Origin of the sequence: Neobacillus sp. SuZ13, assembly GCF_030123365.1 — a bacterium.
Lineage (GTDB): Bacteria > Bacillota > Bacilli > Bacillales > Cytobacillaceae > Neobacillus.
The window spans coordinates 3,362,501-3,387,933 of record NZ_CP126107.1; the positions used below are offsets into that span (position 1 = coordinate 3,362,501).

Annotated in this window: 17 protein-coding genes, 2 rRNA genes and 1 pseudogene (1 of these 20 cut by a window edge); 3 read left to right on the forward strand and 17 right to left on the reverse strand. The window is 41.8% G+C overall.

What is annotated here, in order from left to right; all coding sequences use genetic code 11:
* The 3 genes from QNH17_RS16560 to QNH17_RS16570 all read right to left on the reverse strand — a co-directional run.
* Nucleotides 1-2,889 (reverse strand): 23S ribosomal RNA (locus QNH17_RS16560); it reaches 46 nt to the left of the window's first position.
* 322 nt (nt 2,890-3,211) lie between these two features.
* Nucleotides 3,212-4,749: ribosomal RNA gene (locus QNH17_RS16565) — 16S ribosomal RNA — on the reverse strand.
* The 16S and 23S rRNA genes sit together here, the layout of an rRNA operon.
* A 389-nt stretch (nt 4,750-5,138) precedes the next feature.
* Nucleotides 5,139-5,771 carry a LysE family transporter gene (locus QNH17_RS16570; RefSeq protein ID WP_283873611.1) on the reverse strand — a complete coding sequence of 211 codons (633 nt, stop codon included), beginning with the start codon at nt 5,769-5,771 and terminating at the stop codon, nt 5,139-5,141.
* Between the two features lie 222 nt (nt 5,772-5,993).
* Between QNH17_RS16570 and QNH17_RS16575 the strand changes: the two genes are divergently transcribed.
* Both QNH17_RS16575 and QNH17_RS16580 read left to right on the forward strand, forming a co-directional pair.
* Nucleotides 5,994-6,506 carry a DUF3231 family protein gene (locus QNH17_RS16575; RefSeq protein ID WP_283873612.1) on the forward strand — a complete coding sequence of 171 codons (513 nt, stop codon included), beginning with the start codon at nt 5,994-5,996 and terminating at the stop codon, nt 6,504-6,506.
* A gap of 131 nt (nt 6,507-6,637) precedes the next feature.
* Nucleotides 6,638-8,590: an elongation factor G gene (locus tag QNH17_RS16580; RefSeq protein WP_283873614.1), complete on the forward strand. Its 1,953-nt coding sequence runs from the start codon at nt 6,638-6,640 to the stop codon at nt 8,588-8,590.
* 240 nt (nt 8,591-8,830) lie between these two features.
* Here the strand turns inward: QNH17_RS16580 and QNH17_RS16585 are convergent, their stop codons facing one another.
* The 8 genes from QNH17_RS16585 to QNH17_RS16620 all read right to left on the reverse strand — a co-directional run bounded on the left by QNH17_RS16585 (nt 8,831) and on the right by QNH17_RS16620 (nt 16,752).
* The gene (locus QNH17_RS16585) at nt 8,831-9,661 is read right to left on the reverse strand and encodes a pentapeptide repeat-containing protein (RefSeq protein ID WP_283873615.1); all 831 of its coding nucleotides are present in this window, start codon (nt 9,659-9,661) and stop codon (nt 8,831-8,833) included.
* An 87-nt stretch (nt 9,662-9,748) separates the two neighbouring features.
* Nucleotides 9,749-10,954 carry an MFS transporter gene (locus QNH17_RS16590; RefSeq protein WP_283873617.1) on the reverse strand — a complete coding sequence of 402 codons (1,206 nt, stop codon included), beginning with the start codon at nt 10,952-10,954 and terminating at the stop codon, nt 9,749-9,751.
* Nucleotides 10,955-11,152: 198 nt separating this feature from the next.
* A complete protein-coding gene (locus QNH17_RS16595) occupies nt 11,153-11,884 on the reverse strand; it encodes a TerC family protein (protein ID WP_283873619.1) in 732 nt (243 codons plus the stop codon).
* 232 nt (nt 11,885-12,116) lie between these two features.
* The gene (locus QNH17_RS16600; protein ID WP_283873621.1) at nt 12,117-13,247 is read right to left on the reverse strand and encodes a YARHG domain-containing protein; all 1,131 of its coding nucleotides are present in this window, start codon (nt 13,245-13,247) and stop codon (nt 12,117-12,119) included.
* Nucleotides 13,248-13,331: 84 nt separating this feature from the next.
* Nucleotides 13,332-14,942, reverse strand: a complete 1,611-nt coding sequence (locus QNH17_RS16605) for a zinc ribbon domain-containing protein (protein WP_283873622.1) — start codon at nt 14,940-14,942, stop codon at nt 13,332-13,334.
* A gap of 13 nt (nt 14,943-14,955) precedes the next feature.
* Nucleotides 14,956-15,447, reverse strand: a complete 492-nt coding sequence (locus QNH17_RS16610) for a zinc ribbon domain-containing protein (protein ID WP_283873623.1) — start codon at nt 15,445-15,447, stop codon at nt 14,956-14,958.
* Between the two features lie 239 nt (nt 15,448-15,686).
* Nucleotides 15,687-16,175: a GNAT family N-acetyltransferase gene (locus QNH17_RS16615; protein WP_283873624.1), complete on the reverse strand. Its 489-nt coding sequence runs from the start codon at nt 16,173-16,175 to the stop codon at nt 15,687-15,689.
* A gap of 121 nt (nt 16,176-16,296) precedes the next feature.
* On the reverse strand, nt 16,297-16,752 hold the full coding sequence (locus QNH17_RS16620; RefSeq protein ID WP_283873625.1) for a GNAT family N-acetyltransferase: 456 nt from the start codon (nt 16,750-16,752) through the stop codon (nt 16,297-16,299).
* Nucleotides 16,753-17,065: 313 nt separating this feature from the next.
* On the opposite strand from QNH17_RS16620, the gene QNH17_RS16625 reads away from it, so the two are divergent.
* Nucleotides 17,066-17,539 carry a hypothetical protein gene (locus tag QNH17_RS16625; protein WP_283873626.1) on the forward strand — a complete coding sequence of 158 codons (474 nt, stop codon included), beginning with the start codon at nt 17,066-17,068 and terminating at the stop codon, nt 17,537-17,539.
* A gap of 431 nt (nt 17,540-17,970) precedes the next feature.
* On the opposite strand, the gene QNH17_RS16630 is transcribed toward QNH17_RS16625, so the two are convergent.
* The 6 genes and pseudogenes from QNH17_RS16630 to QNH17_RS16655 all read right to left on the reverse strand — a co-directional run bounded on the left by QNH17_RS16630 (nt 17,971) and on the right by QNH17_RS16655 (nt 25,431).
* Entirely contained in the window at nt 17,971-19,020 is a 1,050-nt protein-coding gene (locus QNH17_RS16630) for a flavin-containing monooxygenase (protein WP_283879523.1), read from the reverse strand.
* 1,048 nt (nt 19,021-20,068) lie between these two features.
* Nucleotides 20,069-22,258 (reverse strand): annotated as a pseudogene (locus QNH17_RS16635) (heavy metal translocating P-type ATPase); the annotation flags it as partial.
* Nucleotides 22,259-22,461: 203 nt separating this feature from the next.
* On the reverse strand, nt 22,462-22,668 hold the full coding sequence (gene copZ / locus QNH17_RS16640) for a copper chaperone CopZ (protein ID WP_283873628.1): 207 nt from the start codon (nt 22,666-22,668) through the stop codon (nt 22,462-22,464).
* 45 nt (nt 22,669-22,713) lie between these two features.
* A complete protein-coding gene (locus QNH17_RS16645) occupies nt 22,714-23,886 on the reverse strand; it encodes an ABC transporter permease (RefSeq protein ID WP_283873630.1) in 1,173 nt (390 codons plus the stop codon).
* A complete protein-coding gene (locus tag QNH17_RS16650; RefSeq protein WP_283873631.1) occupies nt 23,879-24,568 on the reverse strand; it encodes an ABC transporter ATP-binding protein in 690 nt (229 codons plus the stop codon). The genes QNH17_RS16645 and QNH17_RS16650 overlap by 8 nt, the downstream gene beginning before the upstream one ends.
* On the reverse strand, nt 24,568-25,431 hold the full coding sequence (locus QNH17_RS16655) for an efflux RND transporter periplasmic adaptor subunit (RefSeq protein ID WP_283873633.1): 864 nt from the start codon (nt 25,429-25,431) through the stop codon (nt 24,568-24,570). The genes QNH17_RS16650 and QNH17_RS16655 overlap by 1 nt, the downstream gene beginning before the upstream one ends.
* Between the last annotated feature and the right edge of the window lie 2 nt (nt 25,432-25,433).

The window sequence follows — 25,433 nt, forward strand, 5'->3', positions numbered from 1 at the left end:
CCACGCTTCCACCTCTGACCTATCAACCTGATCATCTTTCAGGGTTCTTACTAGCTTGCGCTATGGGAAATCTCATCTTGAGGGGGGCTTCATGCTTAGATGCTTTCAGCACTTATCCCGTCCGCACATAGCTACCCAGCGATGCTCTTGGCAGAACAACTGGTACACCAGCGGTGCGTCCATCCCGGTCCTCTCGTACTAAGGACAGCTCCTCTCAAATTTCCTGCGCCCACGACGGATAGGGACCGAACTGTCTCACGACGTTCTGAACCCAGCTCGCGTACCGCTTTAATGGGCGAACAGCCCAACCCTTGGGACCGACTACAGCCCCAGGATGCGATGAGCCGACATCGAGGTGCCAAACCTCCCCGTCGATGTGGACTCTTGGGGGAGATAAGCCTGTTATCCCCGGGGTAGCTTTTATCCGTTGAGCGATGGCCCTTCCATGCGGAACCACCGGATCACTAAGCCCGACTTTCGTCCCTGCTCGACTTGTAGGTCTCGCAGTCAAGCTCCCTTGTGCCTTTACACTCTGCGAATGATTTCCAACCATTCTGAGGGAACCTTTGGGCGCCTCCGTTACTTTTTAGGAGGCGACCGCCCCAGTCAAACTGCCCACCTGACACTGTCTCCCACCCCGATCAGGGGTGCGGGTTAGAATTTCAATACAGCCAGGGTAGTATCCCACCGACGCCTCCACCGAAGCTAGCGCTCCGGCTTCTCAGGCTCCTACCTATCCTGTACAAGCTGTACCAAAATTCAATATCAGGCTACAGTAAAGCTCCACGGGGTCTTTCCGTCCTGTCGCGGGTAACCTGCATCTTCACAGGTACTATAATTTCACCGAGTCTCTCGTTGAGACAGTGCCCAGATCGTTACGCCTTTCGTGCGGGTCGGAACTTACCCGACAAGGAATTTCGCTACCTTAGGACCGTTATAGTTACGGCCGCCGTTTACTGGGGCTTCGATTCAGAGCTTCGCTTGCGCTAACCCCTCCTCTTAACCTTCCAGCACCGGGCAGGCGTCAGCCCCTATACTTCGCCTTGCGGCTTCGCAGAGACCTGTGTTTTTGCTAAACAGTCGCCTGGGCCTATTCACTGCGGCTCTTCGAGGCTATTCACCTCAAAAAGCACCCCTTCTCCCGAAGTTACGGGGTCATTTTGCCGAGTTCCTTAACGAGAGTTCTCTCGCTCACCTTAGGATTCTCTCCTCGCCTACCTGTGTCGGTTTGCGGTACGGGCACCTTTTATCTCGCTAGAGGCTTTTCTTGGCAGTGTGGAATCAGGAACTTCGGTACTAAATTTCCCTCGCTATCACAGCTCAGCCTTCGCGAGAGGCGGATTTGCCTACCTCTCAGCCTAACTGCTTAGACGCGCATATCCAACAGCGCGCTTACCCTATCCTCCTGCGTCCCCCCATTGCTCAAACGATAAAGAGGTGGTACAGGAATATCAACCTGTTATCCATCGCCTACGCCTTTCGGCCTCGGCTTAGGTCCCGACTAACCCTGAGCGGACGAGCCTTCCTCAGGAAACCTTAGGCATTCGGTGGATGAGATTCTCACTCATCTTTCGCTACTCATACCGGCATTCTCACTTCTAAGCGCTCCACCAGTCCTTACGGTCTAGCTTCAACGCCCTTAGAACGCTCTCCTACCACTGACATCAAAGATGTCAATCCACAGCTTCGGTGATACGTTTAGCCCCGGTACATTTTCGGCGCAGAGTCACTCGACCAGTGAGCTATTACGCACTCTTTAAATGGTGGCTGCTTCTAAGCCAACATCCTGGTTGTCTAAGCAACTCCACATCCTTTTCCACTTAACGTATACTTTGGGACCTTAGCTGGTGGTCTGGGCTGTTTCCCTTTTGACTACGGATCTTATCACTCGCAGTCTGACTCCCACGGATAAGTCTTTGGCATTCGGAGTTTGTCTGAATTCGGTAACCCGATGAGGGCCCCTAGTCCAAACAGTGCTCTACCTCCAAGACTCTTACTACGTGAGGCTAGCCCTAAAGCTATTTCGGAGAGAACCAGCTATCTCCAAGTTCGATTGGAATTTCTCCGCTACCCACACCTCATCCCCGCACTTTTCAACGTGCGTGGGTTCGGGCCTCCATCCAGTGTTACCTGGACTTCACCCTGGACATGGGTAGATCACCTGGTTTCGGGTCTACGACCACATACTCATACGCCCTATTCAGACTCGCTTTCGCTGCGGCTCCGTCTCTTCAACTTAACCTTGCATGGGATCGTAACTCGCCGGTTCATTCTACAAAAGGCACGCCATCACCCATGAACGGGCTCTGACTACTTGTAGGCACACGGTTTCAGGAACTATTTCACTCCCCTTCCGGGGTGCTTTTCACCTTTCCCTCACGGTACTGGTTCACTATCGGTCACTAGGGAGTATTTAGCCTTGGGAGATGGTCCTCCCTGCTTCCGACCGGATTTCACGTGTCCGGCCGTACTCAGGATCCACTCAGGAGGGAACGAAGTTTCGACTACAGGGTTTTTACCTTCTCTGACGGACCTTTCCAGGTCGCTTCATCTACCCCGTTCCTTTGTAACTCCATGTTGAGTGTCCTACAACCCCAAGAGGCAAGCCTCTTGGTTTGGGCTATGTCCCGTTTCGCTCGCCGCTACTCAGGGAATCGCGTTTGCTTTCTCTTCCTCCGGGTACTTAGATGTTTCAGTTCCCCGGGTATGCCTTCTATACCCTATGTATTCAGGTAAAGATACTGTTCCATTACGAACAGTGGGTTCCCCCATTCGGAAATCTCCGGATCAAAGCTTACTTACAGCTCCCCGAAGCATATCGGTGTTAGTCCCGTCCTTCATCGGCTCCTAGTGCCAAGGCATTCACCGTGCGCCCTTTCTAACTTAACCTAAAAGGTTTATAACTCTTACTTACATAAGAGAGAAAAACTAAAATGGCGATTACTCGATGTTTACTTTGCTTCTTCATTACGATTATCTAGTTTTCAAAGAACGAATGGTTTGAGAGAATTGCACTCTCAAAACTAAACAAACAAAGATCGATGCACAAACTGTTTTGTCTGGCTCATACGTCCAGCTTGTCTAGCTTCGGCTCCTAACTTCTCGGCCGTTTCGATCCGTCCCTACAAATCCAAAACCGGGATTTGCAGTGCCAGCTCTCCAACGTCTGTCGAAGTTGAACAGTCGCCTCCGCTTTTCCTATTATCCTTAGAAAGGAGGTGATCCAGCCGCACCTTCCGATACGGCTACCTTGTTACGACTTCACCCCAATCATCTGTCCCACCTTAGGCGGCTGGCTCCTTACGGTTACCCCACCGACTTCGGGTGTTACAAACTCTCGTGGTGTGACGGGCGGTGTGTACAAGGCCCGGGAACGTATTCACCGCGGCATGCTGATCCGCGATTACTAGCGATTCCGGCTTCATGCAGGCGAGTTGCAGCCTGCAATCCGAACTGAGAATGGTTTTATGGGATTGGCTAAACCTCGCGGTCTTGCAGCCCTTTGTACCATCCATTGTAGCACGTGTGTAGCCCAGGTCATAAGGGGCATGATGATTTGACGTCATCCCCACCTTCCTCCGGTTTGTCACCGGCAGTCACCTTAGAGTGCCCAACTAAATGCTGGCAACTAAGATCAAGGGTTGCGCTCGTTGCGGGACTTAACCCAACATCTCACGACACGAGCTGACGACAACCATGCACCACCTGTCACTCTGTCCCCCGAAGGGGAAAATCCTATCTCTAGGAGTGTCAGAGGATGTCAAGACCTGGTAAGGTTCTTCGCGTTGCTTCGAATTAAACCACATGCTCCACCGCTTGTGCGGGCCCCCGTCAATTCCTTTGAGTTTCAGCCTTGCGGCCGTACTCCCCAGGCGGAGTGCTTAATGCGTTAGCTGCAGCACTAAAGGGCGGAAACCCTCTAACACTTAGCACTCATCGTTTACGGCGTGGACTACCAGGGTATCTAATCCTGTTTGCTCCCCACGCTTTCGCGCCTCAGCGTCAGTTACAGACCAGAAAGCCGCCTTCGCCACTGGTGTTCCTCCACATCTCTACGCATTTCACCGCTACACGTGGAATTCCGCTTTCCTCTTCTGCACTCAAGTCCCCCAGTTTCCAATGACCCTCCACGGTTGAGCCGTGGGCTTTCACATCAGACTTAAAGGACCGCCTGCGCGCGCTTTACGCCCAATAATTCCGGACAACGCTTGCCACCTACGTATTACCGCGGCTGCTGGCACGTAGTTAGCCGTGGCTTTCTGGTTAGGTACCGTCAAGGTACCGGCAGTTACTCCGGTACTTGTTCTTCCCTAACAACAGAGCTTTACGACCCGAAGGCCTTCATCGCTCACGCGGCGTTGCTCCATCAGACTTTCGTCCATTGTGGAAGATTCCCTACTGCTGCCTCCCGTAGGAGTCTGGGCCGTGTCTCAGTCCCAGTGTGGCCGATCACCCTCTCAGGTCGGCTACGCATCGTCGCCTTGGTGAGCCGTTACCTCACCAACTAGCTAATGCGCCGCGGGCCCATCTGTAAGTGTCAGCCGAAACCGACTTTCAGCTTTTCCTCATGAGAGGAAAAGGATTATCCGGTATTAGCACCGGTTTCCCGGTGTTATCCCAGTCTTACAGGCAGGTTGCCCACGTGTTACTCACCCGTCCGCCGCTAGACTCCGAAGAGTCTCGCTCGACTTGCATGTATTAGGCACGCCGCCAGCGTTCGTCCTGAGCCAGGATCAAACTCTCCAAGAAAGTTGATTAGCTCATAAAAGTTACGTTGGCTCATGTTCTTTATATTAATAGAAGAAACACGATTAATATTGTTTGTATGCACGATTTTGTTTGTTTAGTTTTCAAAGAACAAATTCACTTTTAAAAGAAGTGAGAAGACTATCGTACGGCTTTTCTATTGATATTTCAATTTAAAATTATTTCCAATTCTAAACGAAATTTTTAATAACGAAAAGTCATTTCTTAAAAAGTGACAAAATATAATATATCACATTCTCCTTTTCAATGTCAATAAACTTTTAAAAGTTACGACTGCTTCCAAAAGGGAACTTTCATATATTAACATCACTGTCCTTATACACGCAATAGAAATTTCTCCCAAATAAATCAGATAAAATTTTTTTAGAAAGTTACCTCAATAATGCATCTACTCCCTGATAACTAAAATATAAACCAAAGCCAACTAGTGATAAACCAGAAATAATTGAAATAGCAATTAAACTTTTTACATTTAAAAGCTTGCGAAACCCTGTAGTTAATCCAGCGACAAAAAGATCCCAAAAAGTGAGGCCGAGGAAAATCATACTACTATAAATTAAAAGTGATTCTGTACCATTCGTTTGGGCTGTTTTTGCTAAGACGGACCCATAAATCCCTAACCAAAAAAGTATAGACAAAGGGCTTGTAATTGACATAATGAATCCGGTTAGGAAGCACTTAAATAACGACTCTTTTTGCCTGCTATAATTAAGGGTTATCGTATTTGCATTTTTAATACTTTCTACTCCTGAATAAATAAGAATAAATCCACCAAATAACCAAAGAAAAATTTGTACAATGGGAATACCAAGAAATTGAACCATCCCTAGATAGACTAACAGCATAAAAATACCATCAGCAATCATCGAGCCCACTCCTACCACCCAAGCATGCCAGAAACCATTCTTAATCCCCTTATCCAACCGAGCAGAATTTACCGGTCCAATGGGTGCCGCTAATGTAAATCCCAAGATTATGTAACCTGCCAAAATACTCATACTCAAGAAAACCACTCCGCTCTCACCAATGTGTTAACTTGTACATTTTATGAAAAAAAGCTAAAAACATGTCCCAAAAATAATTCGAATCCTTTCAATGAACGTGTGACATCTTTGAGAGTAATTACATGAAATATGGATTCGCTGGACAATATATAGAGGTGCTGTGCTTAAGGAAAGGTGGCACTTTGTATGAATAGACTTACTTATACACTGAGGAGGGCAACAATGGGTATACTAAGTGGAAATCCGAAAGAAGAGCCATTGCATTACGGTGAAGTTTTTGATATTTGGACTTCAGAATTAGTGGGAAACAGCATGATTGCCGGATATCAAACTTTGTTAAACCATGCCGGTGATGATGATTTAAAGAAATTATTAGTTGAAGCAATTGAAACCTGCCAACAACAAAAGAAACAAGTGGAAGAACTGTTAAAAGAAAATGGCGTTGGCTTACCGCCAGCTGCTCCTGAGCCTCCTGAAGCATGCCTAGAAGAAATTCCAGTTGGAGCAAGAATTCCCGATCCGGCCATTGCGGCAACTCTTGGTGCAGATCTGGCTGCTGGCTTAGTTGCATGCAGCCAGTTAATTGGGAAATCCATTAGAGAAGATGTTGCGATGATGTATGCGCAATTTCATGCTCAAAAGGTAGCACTTGGTGGAAAGGTCCTTCGTTTAAATAAAGAAAAAGGCTGGTTAATCCCACCTCCATTACACCTTAATAAACACCATGATTGTTAATAATTATCTCGTAAGAAAACACGGTTAGCTTTAACCGTGTTTTTTCTGTTTTTATACTAGCAATTTTCAAGTAACATGGGACATCTATTTGGTATAATAATTATGATTTAAAGAACATTTGAGGTGGCACCATGAAAAAAACGATTGGCATGTTTGCTCATGTCGATGCTGGAAAAACAACATTGGCCGAGCAGCTGCTCTATCATACGAAAACGATTAGACAAAGAGGCCGTGTCGATCATCAGGATACCTTTCTTGATACGCATGACATAGAAAAACAACGAGGAATTACAGTATTTGCTGATCAGGCGGTGTTTTCATACAACGATTCCACTTATTTTATGATAGATACACCTGGACATGTCGACTTTTCCCCTGAAATGGAACGGGCAATTCAAGTGATGGATTACGCGATTGTGATTATTAGTGCGGTTGAAGGAATCGAAGGACATACAGAAACCGTTTGGAATCTCCTGCAAAAACATCATGTCCCCACATTATTCTTTATCAACAAAGTTGATCGAGTTGGTGCAGATTCGGCTAGTGTTTTAGATGAAATTCGCAGTAACTTTACCACAGATGTTGTTGATATCACTGAAAAATTAATGGATGGTCAAATGGATGATGAACTGATTGAATTTATTGCTGAACGGGATGAATCCCTATTTGAAATATACATGGAATCTGGATATCAACCCTTACTTTGGTTAGAAACGATGAGGAAACTAGTAAAAGTAAATCAGCTTTTCCCATGTGTTAGTGGATCCGCTTTACAAGATATTGGCGTTGACAGCTTTCTTGAAAAACTAGATCTTTTAACATCTACAAATTATCCTAGTGAGGAACTTTTCGCCGGTCGTGTATACAAAATTCGCTATGATGAAAAAGGAACACGAATTACGTTTATTAAGGCACTGCGTGGAACATTAAAAGTCAGAGATGAATTAAGTTACAGTGTGGATGAGAAGCTACTCCACGAAAAAATCACTCAAATTAGACTTTATAATGGAAGTAAATTTAAAACGGTCGACCAAGTATCGGCAGGAGATATTTTTGCCGTAATAGGGTTGTCGGAAGTTTCAGCTGGAGATGGTTTGGGGTCATTAGAAGAAAGAGCAGAATACGAGATGATCTCTGCGTTAAAGTCAAAGGTTATATTCGAACCAACAATGAATGTGAAAGAAGTGTTGAGGTGTTTTAAAATGTTAAATGCCGAAGACCCTGCTTTAAATGTCACCTGGGAGGAACGCACCCAGGTGATCCACATTCATGTCATGGGGGTCATTCAACTTGAAGTTCTAAAACATGTAATTAAGGAACGGTTCTCTTTTGATGTCTCATTTGCAGATCCGGAAATCTTATATAAGGAAACAATTGATGCAACGGTTATCGGTTATGGTCATTTTGAGCCGCTCGGTCATTATGCCGAAGTCCATCTTAAATTAGAGCCGAGTGGGAGAAACACTGGGATTTCTTTCGAAAGTGTCTGTCATACCGATGATTTACCTGTTGGGACACAGAACGTTATTAAAAATCACCTGTTTGAAAAAGAGCATCATGGATTACTAACTGGGTCCCCTATTACCGACCTGAGGATCACCTTGGTAAATGGACGAGCCCATGTCAAACATACGTCTGGAGGAGATTTTAGGGAAGCTGCTTTTCGTGCACTGCGGCAAGGTCTTGAAAAAGCAACGAACATCCTGTTAGAACCTTTCTATGATTATAAAATAAAAATGGATTTAGAACATATGGGAAAAGTGTTAACAGACATTCAAAATGCACATGGCAGTTTTAACACTCCAATGATAGAAGGTAACAAAGCCATTTTAACTGGGAAAGTTCCAGTTGCTACCTTTATGAATTATGGCCCTGAGTTTGCTTCGATTACGCAAGGAAAAGGAACACTAAATCTTGTTGTTGGCGGTTATTACCCCTGCCATAATCCGAAAGCAGTTATGGAAAGAATCAATTACAATAAGGATGCTGATCCAGATTATACTTCGTCCTCCATTTTTTGCTCCAAAGGACAGGGTTATTCCGTACCTTGGGATGAAGTGGAAAGTGAAATGCATTGTATGTAAAGTTGACTTGGGTTTAGGGCAGCTATTGTCAACTGTCTCTTCAATTTTTCGATAGATTCGGTCATCAAGAGCCGCTATTGTCAACCGAATCTTCTCTTTTTTGATAGTGTCGGGCGTCTATACCCCCTATTGACGACCGATCCTTTAATTATTCCATAGTGGTGGTAGCCTATATCACGTATAGACGACCGTCCTCTCTATTTTTTCATAATTTCGGTCGTCAATCCTCATCCATTTAAGTCAATCTAAATCTTCTATCCAATGATCGGGTCTTCTTAATGTAGCTGGTAATTTAGTAGTACGATCGCCTTTTGCTGAATTAATTTGCGCTTGCGTCAGAAATAAACTATCTGTCAGATTAGCTCCTCGTAAATCAGCATCTCTCAGGTCTGCACCAATTAGATCTGCCACTCGCATGTCTGCTTTCCTAAGATCCGCTGCAATTAGCAATGCCCCTCTTAAATTAGTTCCTCTAAGGTCAGCCCCTTTTAAATTCGCACCTATGAAGTCTCGCTTTTTTATATGTTTCTTGGTCGAAATCTTTGCGCGTACAAGCTCGCTTGTATGGAGAAGTAACTCATTAACTATCACTCTATGAGCAGGAACATTTAACTCTAAAATAGTTTGAGGACTTAGAGTAGTAATCTTTTCCGTTTCTTCTATAGTTGACTTCAATTCATTAATAATAGGCTGCCCCTCATCCAAGCTAAGGGCTTCATACAAGTAACAAAGCATCTCATGAAGTTGCTGCATAATCGGAAATACCTCAAACATTTCTTTAGCTAAAGAAGGATTGTCGCGCCAATCGCTGCCCTTATAGGTAACTTGCGAAACCTTTTGACCTGCGCCAAAACACTCATATCCAACACAGCCTCTAAATCCTTCGTTTAGAAGATTCTTATGTATCCCACAACGAAAATCGGATTGCAAATTTGGACAAGGAGTACCACCGTCTTTGTCCATTGCAAAGTCAGCTGACTTCGCATAAGGCAAAGCCACACAACACAATCCAAAACAATTCAAACAATCCGAACGTAAACTATCATTATTTTTTATAAGTTGACTAGACAATCAAACCCCTCCTACTATTCTTCTAATTTACCACAAAAAACCTCCCATCCGAAAAATAAGATAAGAGGTTTTTTACATTAAGTCTATTTAGGTTAAAGCTTTTCGTTTAAGCGCACGACTGTTTAAATTTTTCCCATTCCAATGAGCCATTCCGCAAGCGATGAGTAATAACATACCAGTAACGATAAAGACACTGTGTACAGGGAAGATCCCACCCAAGAAACCACCAATAATCGGACCAATCATCCCGCCGATTTGGTTGGCTGTTTGGTTCAAACTAAATGCCCGGCCACGGAAATCCTCGGGTGTTGATTTGACAACAAGACCATTGAGCGCTGGGAAAACGGCACAGAAAAATATTCCAAATACAAAGCGAATCAACGAAAATCCCCAAATTTGACTGAATAATACTTGAGCGATAGTTCCTACCCCACCTCCCAGTAACCCAATAAATAAGACACGTTGAAAGCCAACTTTGTCTGCCCACTTCCCCCAAAAAGGAGCAAATAGCGCACTGGCAATTCCAGGCAGTGAGAACACCACTCCCGCTAATAAAGAGGCATTTTCGGAAGACCCTCCCAATTTTACGATATATAAAGGGAGTACAGGCTCAACGGTCATGATGGAACAGCTAGTAACCACTGTGAGGATAAGAACGAGGAAGAATGGACGGTTCGTCATAGCCAATTTTAAATCATTTCTAACTGAACCACGAACCTTACTAGGTGTGAAGTTTTCCTCCACTACCCAAAAAATGATAAGAAGAGTAGCAAGGAAAACGATCATCCCTGCACTGGCAAATGCCCACCGATTTCCCACCAAATGTGAAATCCCTCCACCTAATAAGGGACCAAGGATACTACCTGAGGCGGATGCTGACGAAATAAGGGAAAGTGCATAGCCCACCTTGTTACCAGGTGTATTAGTACCAATCAAAGCGATAGCACCAGGAATGAATCCACTTAATAATCCCTGCAAGATTCGCAGAACTAATATCTGATAAGGATTAGTGACAAAGGCCATTAACGTATAGATGGCAAAGAGGACAAACCCGGCCCGAATAATCATCGGTTTCCGTCCATATTTATCAGCCATCCTGCCCCAAAACGGTGAGGCGATTGCCCCTGAAAAGAAGGCTGCACTAAATAACAATCCTGCCCACAATTCCGTATGATCATGTACGCCTATTTGCAACAGGAAAATGGGCAAAAAGGGAATGACCATGGAAAAGCTTGCTGCTGTAAAAAAGACTCCGATCCAAAGTACCCACAAATTTCGTTTCCAGTTTAGCATGCTACTCCATCTCCCAAAGCTTAAATATATTTAGAAAATTTATCCGTTGGTAATATGGTCTATAATAACATACTAGTTAATTATTTTCATTTCCGAAATATTCGTAGTTAGAAATTTTACCGAAAAATATACTTAAAGATTCTGCCTTCAAAATAAATAACCATCCTAATGAATGGATGGTTACTGATACGGAATCTATTACAGCGTTTTTTCATTCCCAGAATTTTTCCTTACAAAATGAACAAGGAATGTTCCCGAGAACACAGCAATTAAGATCGAAAAGAAGACAAATTCATCTAATTGGTAACCAAATGCAGAGATAATCATTTTAATAGCAATAATGGCTATTAGGATAAAGGCCGTGATTTCAACTTCAGGAACTTTTTCAATTAATACTAAGAATAGTTGAGCTACCCCTCGCATCATTAAAATCCCAATCACACCGCCAATAAATAGGACCCACTCTTGGTTTGAAACCCCAAATGCTGCAATTACACTATCCAGACTAAAAGCAATGTCCATTAGTTCTACGGTTAAAACCGTTCGCCAAAAGCCGAATTTATTACTTTGAACTTCATCCTCGCCGTCATTATTCTTGATAAAGTTTTGAACCACAATCCAAAGTAAGTAGTGACCACCGACAATTTTTATCCAGCCAATATTAATTAACGTAACTCCTAAACCAATCGCTAAAATTCGGAAAAGGTAAGCACCAAAAATCCCATAGAATAACGCTTTTTTTCGTTGGTGTTTAGGTAAGTTCTTTACTAATAAAGCTAAAACGAGGGCGTTATCGGCAGAAAGTAAACCTTCTAAAATAACTAGTGTCCCTATCACGCCCCAACTCGTTGGGTTCATAAATACGTTCTTTAGGGCTTCTAGTGAAAAAAATGTACTATAGCTACTGATTATTTCATGTAGAAACTCCATTTTTTCTCCCTTTCTATTACTCTATTTTATGATCCTTGATCTAAATTGAAGTCCAGTGTTGGACCTTAGTGATTGTCCCGTCGCTGGGATATATTTAACCCCTCATTTAAATGTATGTAACGTTTAAGAATAAATGCTCCAAAAACATCCTTCCCTTACCCGATAACCAGAATAAGCCGAGAATTACCAATCCTTACTCAAAATTGGTTATTCTCAGCTTATTCTTAGACGTCTATTGGACATCCTTTTCTCGATCTTGTATCAACTTCACATTGTATTTCTCAATGGAATTCAACAAACTGCCGTCATAATTAGGATTAGGAATGTACCATGATTTTTTTGAAAAATAAATCCTCAGATCATCCGACTCAAAAATATAACCATGCCGGGCATAGATTTCATTTCTTGCTAAGCGAAGTTCATTTGGGGTAAGCAGTTCAAGTTCACTCATGGTTAATCTGACATAATCACTTTCAGGAAAGATATATTCACTGGAGAAATCACTTGGCGGGTTACTGTTTGACATACCAAAAACACTCGTATGCATGACAAGCGTTAGATTATCCTTAGTGGTGCCCCCTAGAACCGGTATAGAGTACCCACATGACCCTGAGTAGTTTATTAAGTCCGATTGTGGCAAGGTTACTGGATATTCACCCACGCAATTATTGCCTACAGAAATGAGCCATTCCGCATCTAGTTCCTTTGATAACGTTTGGGCAATGTCAAATACTTCTTTAGCCCATGTTTTTAGAGGCAGCAAGTTCCTATCATCATAAAGACCAAAAATGCGGGCTAACTCTCGGGAAGGAATCTCCGATGCCGATAGGACGATACCTTCATCTTGACGGCTCACAGTCCACTCTCCAACCGAAATTTCTCTGCCAGAAGTGAAGATTCGCAAGTTATTTAACTTAGCGTTGTAATAGTTTATGATCGATTGTTCACTAGTACCGACTACTTCTTTTTGTTTGATCTCGGTACCTCCTTCTTCATCCGTTGATTGATCTATATCCTCCTGATTAATTGCCGTAGTTTCCTTATTGTTAGAAGCAGATTTGGATTCATTCGCTTTTTTTATTGAATCAGCTTGAGTTGCCTTTTGATTGTGAGCCTTGAGATTATTCATCATGAAGTATGCCGCAATGAAGACTATAACGATACCTAACAAAGAAAATATCACAAATTTGAATCCCTTTTTATTGTTTCTATGTGTAGAAGGAATCCCAGCCTCTGAATGGAATGGTGCCTCCTCAGCCTTAATCACGGGAGTTTGATTTTCTGCAAGTTTCTCCCCGCAACCTGTACAAAATAGTTCTGACCTATTTATTTTTTTACCGCAATTGGTACAGAATCCACCCACTAATGAAATCACTCCTTTATCAAAAAAATCCTACTAAAATATCCCCTGCCTGCCTAAGCAGACAAGGGAATCAATCTAAGTAAATTAGGCATGCTTTTTCGATTTATGAATGAATGTCCCAAGAAAGGCAAATACAAATGAAAAGAGGAGACTTTTAATGAACGTTCCAAATGGCCCAAATCCAAGTTGAAGCGAGAACTCAAGCGCATCTTCTGCGTTCTCACTCCCTCCACTGAGCCCAAAACCTATATCAGTGAATGCTGCAAGTAATGACATGATGACAGCATAAACTACACTAAAGATTACCAGATTCTTTATCACATTTGGTTTTCTTTCTAACTTGAAACCCGCCCAAATAAATAATGCAACTGGGATCAGAATCGCAAGCTTTAAATAAAGATCCACATCCGTCCCGACCAAGATATCTTCAAAAAAAGTGGGGTCCCTGTCTGATTCAATTCCAGAAAAAATCCCAAAAGAAAAAGATTCCTCCGATCCCGATACCGATTGTGTAAACGTGATTGGCGTGAAGTGAAGTAAGTTCCAAAAATAACTGCCAAATTGAACGGAAACTGTTGCAATGAGCATAAAACTTTTGTCGAGTAACTCCTCAAATGGTGTATCGAAAAAGAACGCCCCTGCCTCTTTTATTTCTGCTATTTTACTAGAAAGGTAAGCAAAGATAATGACTGAGAAAAGGAGAATGCCGCGAAATGGAATGACAATCGCTTGATGAATCGCTTCTCCTGAAGGAATACACTCGGAAAGGAGACTCGTTGCCCTCCGAAAGGTTACAGCAAATAAACTTCCTAAGCCGCTGAAAAAGAAACCAAAAAGTAAAGTCATTATGAAGGTTTTAAAAAAGGAATAGTTGGTGCTAATATCTAGACTCATATCAAAATTCTTCTGATCCGTATTGAAATCATATGAATACCCAGCAAATAGCGAAAAGATTGTCATAAATATTGAATAAAGGACAGCAATGCCGATTGCATTGATCACATGGTCTTGTAGTTTTGAACTAAGTCTTCGCCTTGATGCAATCATTCCAGCGACAAATAATCCGATGAATGGTATCAGAAGATAAATAATAAACCCATTCTTTGCCGCTGCTTCCACCGTCGCCTGTTCCGCGTCACCGCTAATTTCTCCGTCTACACTAACGGCAATGACAGGATTTTGGAGGTTAGACGCCATCACAATATCAGATATACCATACATTTTATTGAGCTTGGGAAGATCTCCTTCCCGTTCCAATGGAATTTCGTCGATTAATCCGGCAAGATCCATTTCGTCTAAACTATCGTCAACCAAACTGTTAAAGACCTTTTCAGATGTCTTCATCACAGAAAAAGATAATCCAAAAATGATCAGGATGGCAATCAGGGCTGGCAACAAGGCATTTTTAACATATGTAAACTGAAAGCCCGGCATTTTTTGGGGAAGAACTGCCGTTATATTGGTCAATTCCTTTGGCGAGGCTAAGCCTCTCTCATGGGTGTACTGCAGGTTACTCGACCCACATTTCGTACAATAGTTATAACCCTTTGTTGTATTTCCGCCGCATTCGGAACAAAAGGAAGCTTTCTGCTCCTTCACTCGAAATTTTACAGGCGCTCGTTTTAACAGGGTTCCGTCATTGATGCAATAGTTGGCCGTTGAAAGATTCTCGGTCCCGCAATTTTTACAAAACATCTGACAGTCCCCCTTACAGAGCCAGACGGCTTCCGCAACAGGCGCAGAAACTAGCTTGTGATGGGACCTGTTCTTCACAAGTGGCACACACAGTGGTTTCCATGGACTCAATACCACTTGCCAGTTGTTCTTGTCGTTGACCACATGATCCACAAAATTTATCATTCGCAGTAATTTGACTGCCGCAATTAGAGCAGCTCCACGCATGTTCTTTTTTATTTAATTGCTCTAATGCCTTTTGGGCTTGAAAAATACGTTGGTCAAGTTCAGCAATCTTTAAAAAGAATTGTCCCAGTTCTGAATTTTCCAATTTTCCTGTCCGAATTTTTTGATAAGCCACTTCCCCTAGGTGAAGCAGCAATTCGGCACGTTTTTCAGCATGCTCCTGAATAAGTTTTTTTAATTGGCTAACTTCCTGAACGGTTTGTAGTTTCTGCTTTCCTTGCTGCAGCGAATCCTGAAGTAGATTCAATCCTCCGCCAAGTTTCGTTTGCAAATCACTCACCAACAAATCCCCCCTATTCTCTATAAATGCATGTAAAAATCAATATAAAAACGGGAAAATGATACCCATAAAAAATAAGATAGGTCTTACTGCTTATCTCCTTAGATTTTATTTAGGAGTACGTAGTATTATGTCATTAATTTTAGTTCCGTCTATTAGACGTGAATTTCTTCGAGAAATAAAAAACGATTCGAGAGTGTGCTCCGAACCGTTCTTCCATATACTTTAGATTGTAGGAATTAATCTATCTTTTTACACATGTTATACCAACATACTCCTCCATGTTTGGAAGCAGACTCACCGCAGTTAAGGTAGCCTAAATTTTCATAGAAACGGATTAAATCCTGTTTACAAGTAAGCGTAATCGTTTCTCGATTGTTTTTTCTTGCTTCTTTTTCAAGATGGGTTAGTAAGGCAGCTGCTACGCCTTGCCTTTGAAAATAAGGAGACACTGCTAATCCTAAAATACTTTGATGACCACCCTTTGCTGGATTACTCTTGGTCATACTAAATAAATCATCTGTGATGTACATAGTATCAATCACCGGACCATTAACTAATCCTGCAATTTTTCCATCCACTTCGGCAACAAAGAAACTATCTGGAATCAGTTCAATTCTCTTTTCGAATGCATGTTTTGTTGCTGCCTCTTCTTTTGAAAAACATAGATTTTCAATGACCACCAGCTGTTTCAAATCTTCCATTTTTACGTTTCGTATCTTGATCATACTATCAATCCTCCAACTATCCTAATTATATTCATAATTTAGTAGATAGCAAAAAGGAATGCATGACAAAAAGATTAACAGATTTCCACTCTTCATCAAAGTGAACACTCAGTTCTATTTCTCATATTTTTAGCTTGAGATAATGTGATGTATTGGGATCCCCGCTGCTTTTCTTAAATCCGAGCGAAGTATAAAAAAGTGCCCCAGTCTCAGTATCTGTATGGAGAACTATTTCTTCAAAAGTTCTTCTTGCATCAAATAGAATTTTATTTACTAAAAATCTGCCAACACCTTTTCTTCGGTACGCCTTTGAAACGTAAAATCTTCTAAGGCGTCCTATTTGGGGGTCATTCGAATATGGATCGATATTTATTCCACCAATGGCAATTAAGTCATCATCTTCATTAAAAACACCATATAGTCCTTCGCCCCTTTTATTAAAGGTGTTCGTACCATTTTTATAATCATTGACTAAACGAACTATAAACCGAAAACCTTCTTCTTTGCTTTCCAACAATAATGGAGATAAATCAATTCTTGGGAGATCGGTTATTTTCTCGATTCTAAATTCAAGCATAAAAGCCTCCAATGGTAAAAATACATTATTCCCGCGTTTCCTTATATCTTCCGCTTACATCTACATTAAAAAAAACCAGAATTCTGGAGCAGTTAATCGAATTGAGGTTGGTTCCATTTTACTCTTCCTTTACATCATTTGAGAATAATTTTCCTATTTATTTACCAATTTATTCTAATCTAATTTTTACCCCAGATAAGAGAGGTTTAGTATTCACTTCATAAAATATTTTAATAAATTTACCGCGATGTCCTTTACAGGGCTAGTCTTACAAACATACACTAAAATAATTCATCAGTTTGGAGTGAAAAAAATGTCCTCAAACTTAATTGCAAATGTAAGAACAGCTTTGGCATATACGGTACAAGCCATCCGTTATGCGGACAATGCCTTAATCCTTTTCTTGGAAATGTCCGATTTTCCATTACCGCCTAACCCTATTAAAATCCAATACTATCAAGATGTCATTGACCATTTGACAGAGGTGTATCTTGCTATGAAAGGATTACCTATTGATACGTATTTTCCGAGTGATCCCGTCATTCAAGTCGCCCCAGTTGTTGCCCAAATTCAAGATAATCAACACCTTATTAATCTTTCTGACAATCGGATATCCTTAGCATTGGACAAGACGGAGGATACCATTAATTTCATTGATCAAGCTCTATTATTAAGTGTTGATGATGAAAGACTCAATGGTCAGCTTTACTTTATAAAACTTGGTTTAGTAGAAGCACGGGACGCTTTGGTTTCGGGACTAAATGAACCTGATTTTGTTGTAAGTTAAGTGCCTTAAGAAATATCAGCTCTTTCTTTGCTGATGCTTTTTACATCATTTTTACGAAGTGAAGCGTCCTGCATAGTGCAGAAACGATTCGCTTCGTATTTTTGTATTGTTTTTTCGCTAAAAAAGTCCGAATGCAAAGCATTCGAACCACTTCAGTAGCCGCTAGCTTAACACTTCAACATTTAATAATGTTTTAATAAAAACATCAATGTTACCAACAAGCACCCCGCCATGTCCAGTGCACATCGCTTCTGAGTCAAACTCCAGAATCGTTTTAAGGCCGGCCAGAAAGTTAGGCAATTCTTCCTTTGAAACACCGCCGCCCTTTAGCCAAATCGTTCGCCCCCATTATTTTGTACCATATCCACTTCAACAAACCATTCAAAATATCCTCTTTGTTACAAATAATTACCTTGGGCCATCGTTATAATTTACTTGCACTTAGAAATATGTTGAGACAAAAAATCAGCATCATCTCCGACTCCTAAAAGGAGAGCGGATCCCCTTCGATACTGCCAAGGTAAACCAAGAAAGTACAACCCTTCGATTTCAGTTACTCCTCTATAATGATTGATCAGGCCATGATGATCTAAAAGAGACGGGATATCTATCCATGAGTAATTCGGGTTAAAGCCAGTTGCCCAAATGACATTCTCCACTTTTATGGAAGACTGATCCTCAAAATAGATCTCATCATAATCGATTGATTTGGTTCTGCCACAAAGCATGACACTATTATTCATTAATTTTTCTTTTAGCTCATATCCGAATATTGGATCTCCCTGATTTTGAAGATTCTTTCCAATAAACGACTGGCGGTCTGCTTTTAATATTCCGAGTTTGTCAAAGTACCAAAAGATACTTCGCCCGCTGACAGTAAGGGGAAGAAAACGCAGCCGTTTTCCAACAGATAAATATGTTTTATGATGTTCAGATAATTCCACCGCTATTTGTGCGCCTGAATTGCCTCCGCCGACAACTAAGACAGCCCCTTCGTTAAGTTGAGTGCGGTTTTTATATAGAGAAGAATGGAGTTGGATGACATGGGTTGGCAATTCTTTTGCAAATGATGGTAGTTTAGGAGTGTGGTACGGACCGGCTGCTACCACTATATTCCTTGCTTCGATAAAGGAATCTTTGGTTGTCACTGTAAATAGTTGGTTTTCCTTTTGTACTTTTTGAACGTGACAATGATGCTGAATAGGCAATTCAAAGGTACGAGCGTAAAGCTCTAGGTATTCAGCGATTTCATCCTTAGTTGGGAATCCAGAAGGGTCACCTGGTAATGCTAAACCAGGTAAGGAACTATAGGCTCGTGGTGTAAATAAGACGAGCGAATCATATCTCTTCCGCCACACATCGCCTACTGCGGCATTGTGATCTAATATTATAAAAGATAACGAGGATTGCTGGAGGTAATACCCCATTGATAGGCCTGCCTGGCCCCCGCCAATCACAACGACATCATAAATCATTCCAATCTCCCCTTTAGTTTCTCAATTCTCATTTTCAAACGCGGCACATTCTCCAAGTTTAATTAAACAATGTTTAACAAGCTTGTATGAAGGACAAAAGTTGCCGCTGAAGTCATTGAATTGTCCTTCATAAGCGTTGGTCTTATTCTTTTATCTCAATTACAAAGGGGAATGCTCTTACCTTACCATTCTGTTTAAACTCTGCCCAAATTTTATAGATGCCAGGCTTAGCGAAGCTTGTTTCAAAAATCGGTTCTTTATCATTTGACGGATGTACATGAAGGAACTCTTTCCCATACTCGTCAAGAATCACCACGTGCCCCATGGCTCCTAGATAAGGAGTTAAATTGGTTTGATCTAAATCAAAGGATAACGTTACGGATTTCCCCGCCTTAAATGAACTTACATTTAGAGTAACCGTTTCACCATCCACTGTTTTGCTGAACTTCGTTTCTGGAATTAGCTCGTGACCATGACTTTTTTCGTCTGGATTTCCAACGATAAATGGAACTGGCTCTACTTTATATGCGAAATTTGTCGGTTTAATATCGATAAACGCTTTATAGAATCCATCTCGTAGGGTGTTTTTTATTGTAAATTCCCCTTTTCCTGTTCTTTCCGGATGCACATGATAATATTTCTGGAGTTGTTCATCAACGATGATTAGATGTAATTCCTTCTCATGATTCACTTCTAACTCGTCAATTGGATTTCCAGCCTTGTCTTTTAAGAAAATCTTGATGTTATTTTTATCAGTTTGAACAAATGCATTAACCTCGCTGCCTTCATGGTTTCCAGCAGCCATTTCATGACCATGAGTGCTTCCTTTTTCTTCCTCCTGATGACCTTCACTCATTTCTTGGTTTCTTTTGTTTTCATCCATCTCCATTTTTCCGCCATTGTTTTTTGCCTGAGCCGTTGTGTTTTGGTCTTCGGCAACCCATTTATCATAAGCCTGGAATCCAAAAATGACGACCGTAACATAAAGAATCCCTGCTATCGCCCATTTCCTCATACCTGTCACTCCTTTATTCAAGAATTTTTTTGCCTCATTTAGTTTGACTCGCTGTAAACGCAGTGCATTTAACACTACCGATACTGAGCTAAATGCCATCGCAGTTCCTGCAATCCAAGGTTCAAGATATCCCGCCGCGGCAAACGGGACACCCACCGCATTGTAGGCAAATGCCCAAAAAAGGTTTTGTTTTATATTTTCCATCGTCTTTTTGCTCATAAAGATCGAATCAGCGATTGTTCTTAAATCTCCGCGGATGAGCGCAATATCTGCTGCTTCTACTGCTATATCTGTACCGGTTCCAATCGCCATGCCAATGTCCGCGGTTGCAAGAGCTGGCGCATCGTTAATTCCGTCTCCGACCATCGCCACTTTTTTCCCTTGTTGCTGCAGCTTTTTCACTTCAGCTGCCTTTTCTTCCGGCAATACCTCAGCAATGACCTTATCGATTCCTGCCTCCTTGGCAATGGCGTCTGCCGTCCTTTGGTTATCTCCAGTAATCATAATGACTTCAAGTCCTAAATTCTTCAGTCGCTGGATCGCTTCTTTTGAGGTGTCTTTTATGGTATCGGCGACAGCAATCATACCTACATATACCCGATCAATCGAAACGAGCATCGCTGTTTTTCCAGTTTGTTCGAACTCTGACATTCGGTTAATTTTTCCCTGAAAATTCACTTGGTTCATGCTCATTAATTTTCTCGTTCCGACCAATACTTCTTTCTCATCCACGATTGCTTTGATCCCAAATCCCGGAATCGCTTCGAAACGGCCTACTTCTCCTGGCTCGATTCCCTTGTCTTTAATGGCACGAACAATTGCCTCTGCTAAAGGATGTTCAGATTGAAATTCTGCAGAACCTGCCAGGAAAAGAAATTCCGCTTCGTTTATTCCTGGTTCAATAATAATGTCTGTTACCTCAGGTTCCCCCTTCGTAACCGTTCCGGTTTTATCCAGTAACACCGTGGATATTTTTTGAGTAATTTCTAGATGTTCTCCACCTTTAAAAAGAATCCCAAATTCAGCAGCACGACCTGTTCCTGCCATAATCGAAGTAGGGGTAGCAAGACCAAGACCACACGGGCAAGCGATCACCAGTACAGCAATCATTTTTTCAAGGGAATCGGCTAGCTGCCCAGGAATAATCCAAAAATACCAAAGGGCAAAAGTGAGAAAAGCAATGGCTATAACTATAGGTACAAAGATGGCTGATATTTTATCGGCATGACGTTGGATGGGTGCTTTCGAACCCTGTGCATCCTTTACGATTTTGATAATTTGAGCAAGAGCCGTTTCACTTCCCACCTTCAATGCGCGAATTTTTAGAAAGCCATTCTTGTTAATGGTTGCACCAATGACATGATCCCCGACCGTTTTATCAACTGGAATACTTTCTCCCGTCAGCATCGATTCATCTAATGCTGATCGCCCTTCAACTATGACACCGTCTACGGGCACTTTTTCACCTGGCCGGACCAAGACAGTATCACCAATCATTACCTCTTCCAAGGCGATTTCCTGTTCAATCCCATTACGGATAATTTTTGCCGTTTTTGCCTGTAATCCCATTAATTTCTTAATCGCATCAGAAGATTTACCCTTTGCTTTTATTTCAAAAAGTTTTCCAAGCACAATAAATGCGACTAAGATAGCACTCGTTTCAAAGTACCTATCAAACATATTTGGTTCCGGACCAATGGACTGAATGGAAAGATACAGACTGTAAAAATAAGCGGTAGATGTGCCTAGTGCCACTAATACATCCATGTTGGCACTACGATTGCGGAGCGCTTTATAAGCGCCTCGGTAAAATTGCCAGCCAATGATAAACTGCACCGGTGTGGCAAGTGCCAATTGGACCCAGGTATTCATAAGGAAATCTGGAAGTTTGATAAAAGAAGTAAACTCAAAATCAGAAGCCATCGCCCATAACAGCGGTGTCGCAAGGATAATTGCAAAAATCACCTGTCCCTTGAGTTTTTCCAAATCTTTTTCGCGTAGTTCCTCTATTTTCTCTCCTTGTTTCTGAATGGCTTGATATCCAATCTGTTCAACCCTATTCTCAATATTCTCTATGGTAAGCTGAGAAGAGCTATATTCGACTACAGCTGTTTCCAGCGCTAAATTAACATGTACTGTTTTGACACCATCTAATTTTTCAAGCCCTCGCTCGATCCTGGCTGCACAGGCAGCACAAGTCATTCCGACTAAATCGAATTCGACCTTTTCAATATTTTCCATCACCTATCACTCCTTTCTATCGTCAAGTACAATACCCCTGTACTGTATTTGAAAATTAAAACTTCTTATCTCTATATCTACATTTTACAATTTATCATCTTTTTTAAACCGCAAGATGTTTTCGTGTTCCCGCAATTATTTTGCAAGGTGATGAAAAAAACGTACCAATAACATGGCACGTTTTTGCACTTTTAAGCAATATCATATCCCTGTTCGTCGATTGTTTCTTTAATTTGCTCCATGGTAACCAGATTGGAATGAAATTCAATTGCTACATTTCCTTTTTTTAAATCGACTAGCACTTTTTCCACACCAGCTAGACTTCCGACACTGTCTTCTATGACCTTTGCGCAATGCCCACATGACATCCCAATCACATTTAATTCTACCTTTTTCATAATAAATTACCTCTCTTATATATATTTTTCTGACAAGCTACTATCTTAAACACTTCTCAACGCATCGATCGGGTTCAGCCTTGATGCCTTTCTTGCAGGAGCAAGACCAAAAATAATTCCGATTGCTGCCGAGAATCCTAGGGCCAAGATGACGGTCGAGGCTGAAAGGGAGAAACTTGCTCCAATGATCAGGCAAACGACAAACGCGATGAACACACCAAGAAGGAAGCCAATCGTGCCCCCAAAAAGTGACATAAAGACCGCTTCTAGTAAAAACTGCTGCTGGATCCGTTTCGGTTCGGCTCCGAGTGCCTTTCTTAGCCCAATTTCCGTTGTCCGTTCCGTAACAGAAACTAACATCATGTTCATAATCCCGATGCCGCCAACAACTAGTGAAATCGACGCAATCCCACCAAGCATCAGAGATAACATCGTTGTTACTTGTTTAATCGAAGAAATCATATCCTCCATATTCATCACGGTAAAACTGTCAGCTTTGTAGTTAAATGCTTGATTTAATACTGATTCAATATCACTGGTTATTTTTTCAGAGTCATTCGAATCCTGCATATACATGTCAACACTTGTAATGTATCCCGTTCCAAGCAAGCTCATGGAGGTGGTATAAGGAATAATCACCGCATCATTGGTAGACGCTTCTGAAAAGCTGCTTGATTTCTGTAAAGTGCCGACAACTGTATAAGTAACCCCGGCAATCATCAGTTCTTTCCCGATCGGATCCTCTCCCCAAAATAATTCATTTGCAATATCGGAACCTATCAAACACACCGTGTTTTCACTGTTAATATCTAATATATTTAATCCTCTGCCAGTTTCAACAAGGTCTTTTGTCCTTGAAAAATACACATCATTTTTTCCTTGAACCAAAACATCTGTTTTTTCACTACCGTTATAGACCACATTTGTGGTTCCAGTAAGGGTTGGGGAAACTCCAGCAACATCTTCAATTTCTGAAAGTTTTTGAATATCCGTATCGATTAAACCTTTTTTAAGTGGTGTTCCAATTGCCTGAACTGAGATTTTATCAGCACCAAAGGATGAAAACTCGCTTGTCATCCCATTCATTGCACCTTTGACAATCGTAATTAATGCGATAATCGACGCCACACCAATGACAATTCCTAGCATCGTCAAGAAGGAACGCATTTTGTTATGGATAAGATTCATCCAGGACATCTTAAGATTTTCCTTAAACATGAACATGCTTCTCCTTCAGATTTCCGTCTAGAATGTGCACAATCCTGCTGGCATTTTTAGCAATTTCTATATCATGGGTAATCATGATAATTGTTTTTCCTTCTTCGTGTAGTTCGTGAAAAAGCTCCATAATTTGCTGACCGGTTTTTTGATCGAGCGCTCCAGTGGGTTCGTCAGCTAGTAAGATAGTCGGCTCTGTCACCATTGCTCTCGCGATAGCTACCCGCTGCTGTTGACCTCCTGAAAGCTGATTGGGGCGATGATGCAATTTTTCACCAAGCCCCACCCTTGTCAGCATATCGCAAGCCCTTTGTTTGCGGACTTTTTCAGATACCTTCGCATAGATCAGAGGAAGCTCGACGTTCTGTATTGCACTAAGTCTAGGAAGGAGTTGAAACTGCTGAAACACAAATCCAACCTCCTTATTCCGAATCACAGCCATTTGTGACTCATTCAGTTCATCCACTTTTTGATTCGATAAAATATAGTCACCGCTGGTGGGTGAATCTAGACAGCCAATCATATTCATAAGAGTCGATTTCCCTGAACCTGAGGGGCCTAAAATGGCAACGAAATCGCCTTTATTAACTGTGAGATTGATATTATTTAAGACTACTTGATTTTCATCACCCATAAAGTAGGTTTTGGTTATATGTTCCATTTTGAGAATCTGCTCATTCATTATTCATTACCTCCGTGCATCATGGCTGTATCGGAATTGTTTTTCTCTTGATTCATAATGAGGACCACATCGCCAGCGTCCACTCCGCTCTTAATTTCCACCGTCGTACCATCATTGATGCCCGTTTGAATATATTGCTTTGTTGCCATCCCTTTTTCGGTTGGGATCAATACATAAGGTTTATTTTTACTATCAAATTGAATGGCCTTCATGGAAAGGGTTGTGACTCCCTTAGCAGATTGCTTCATTATTTTCGCTTCGGTACTCATGCCCACCTTAATCGCTTGGTCTTTCGTAAGATCAATGGTTGCGGTAAAGTAAGAGACCCCATTCTCGTTGATGGCTTCTTTGGAAATGGCAGAAACGGTTCCTTTTATTTCTTTTTCAAGCGCGTTGATGGCAACATTAACTTTTTGATCTACTTTGAGATATTTGAGGTCATATTCATCGACCTTTACGTTGGTTTGTAATTTGGAATAATCGACAATATCGACAAGCTGTGCTCCAGACATGACTTCTGCGTTTTTCTCGACATGGATCTTGGATATCTCCCCGTCAAGTGCTGCCTTAATTTTGTCCCCTTGCTTAGTGGTCAACAAGACATCGCCTTTTTCTACTTCCTCCCCGACTTCCACTTCAATTTCTTTAATTTGTATGGCAGTATCACTCATCATCGTCTTCCTGTTTTTTGCTTCGACGGTTCCTGAAAAGGAGTAATAGGTAATAATGTCACCTGTTTCTGCTTTCTCTTCTTCAAGATCACTCGCACCCTTTGGCATAAATAAATAGCCAGTAAAGAGAGCCGAAGCAAACAGCCCAATCAACGTCCAAATAACAAACTTCTTTTTACTCTTCTTTTTCACTT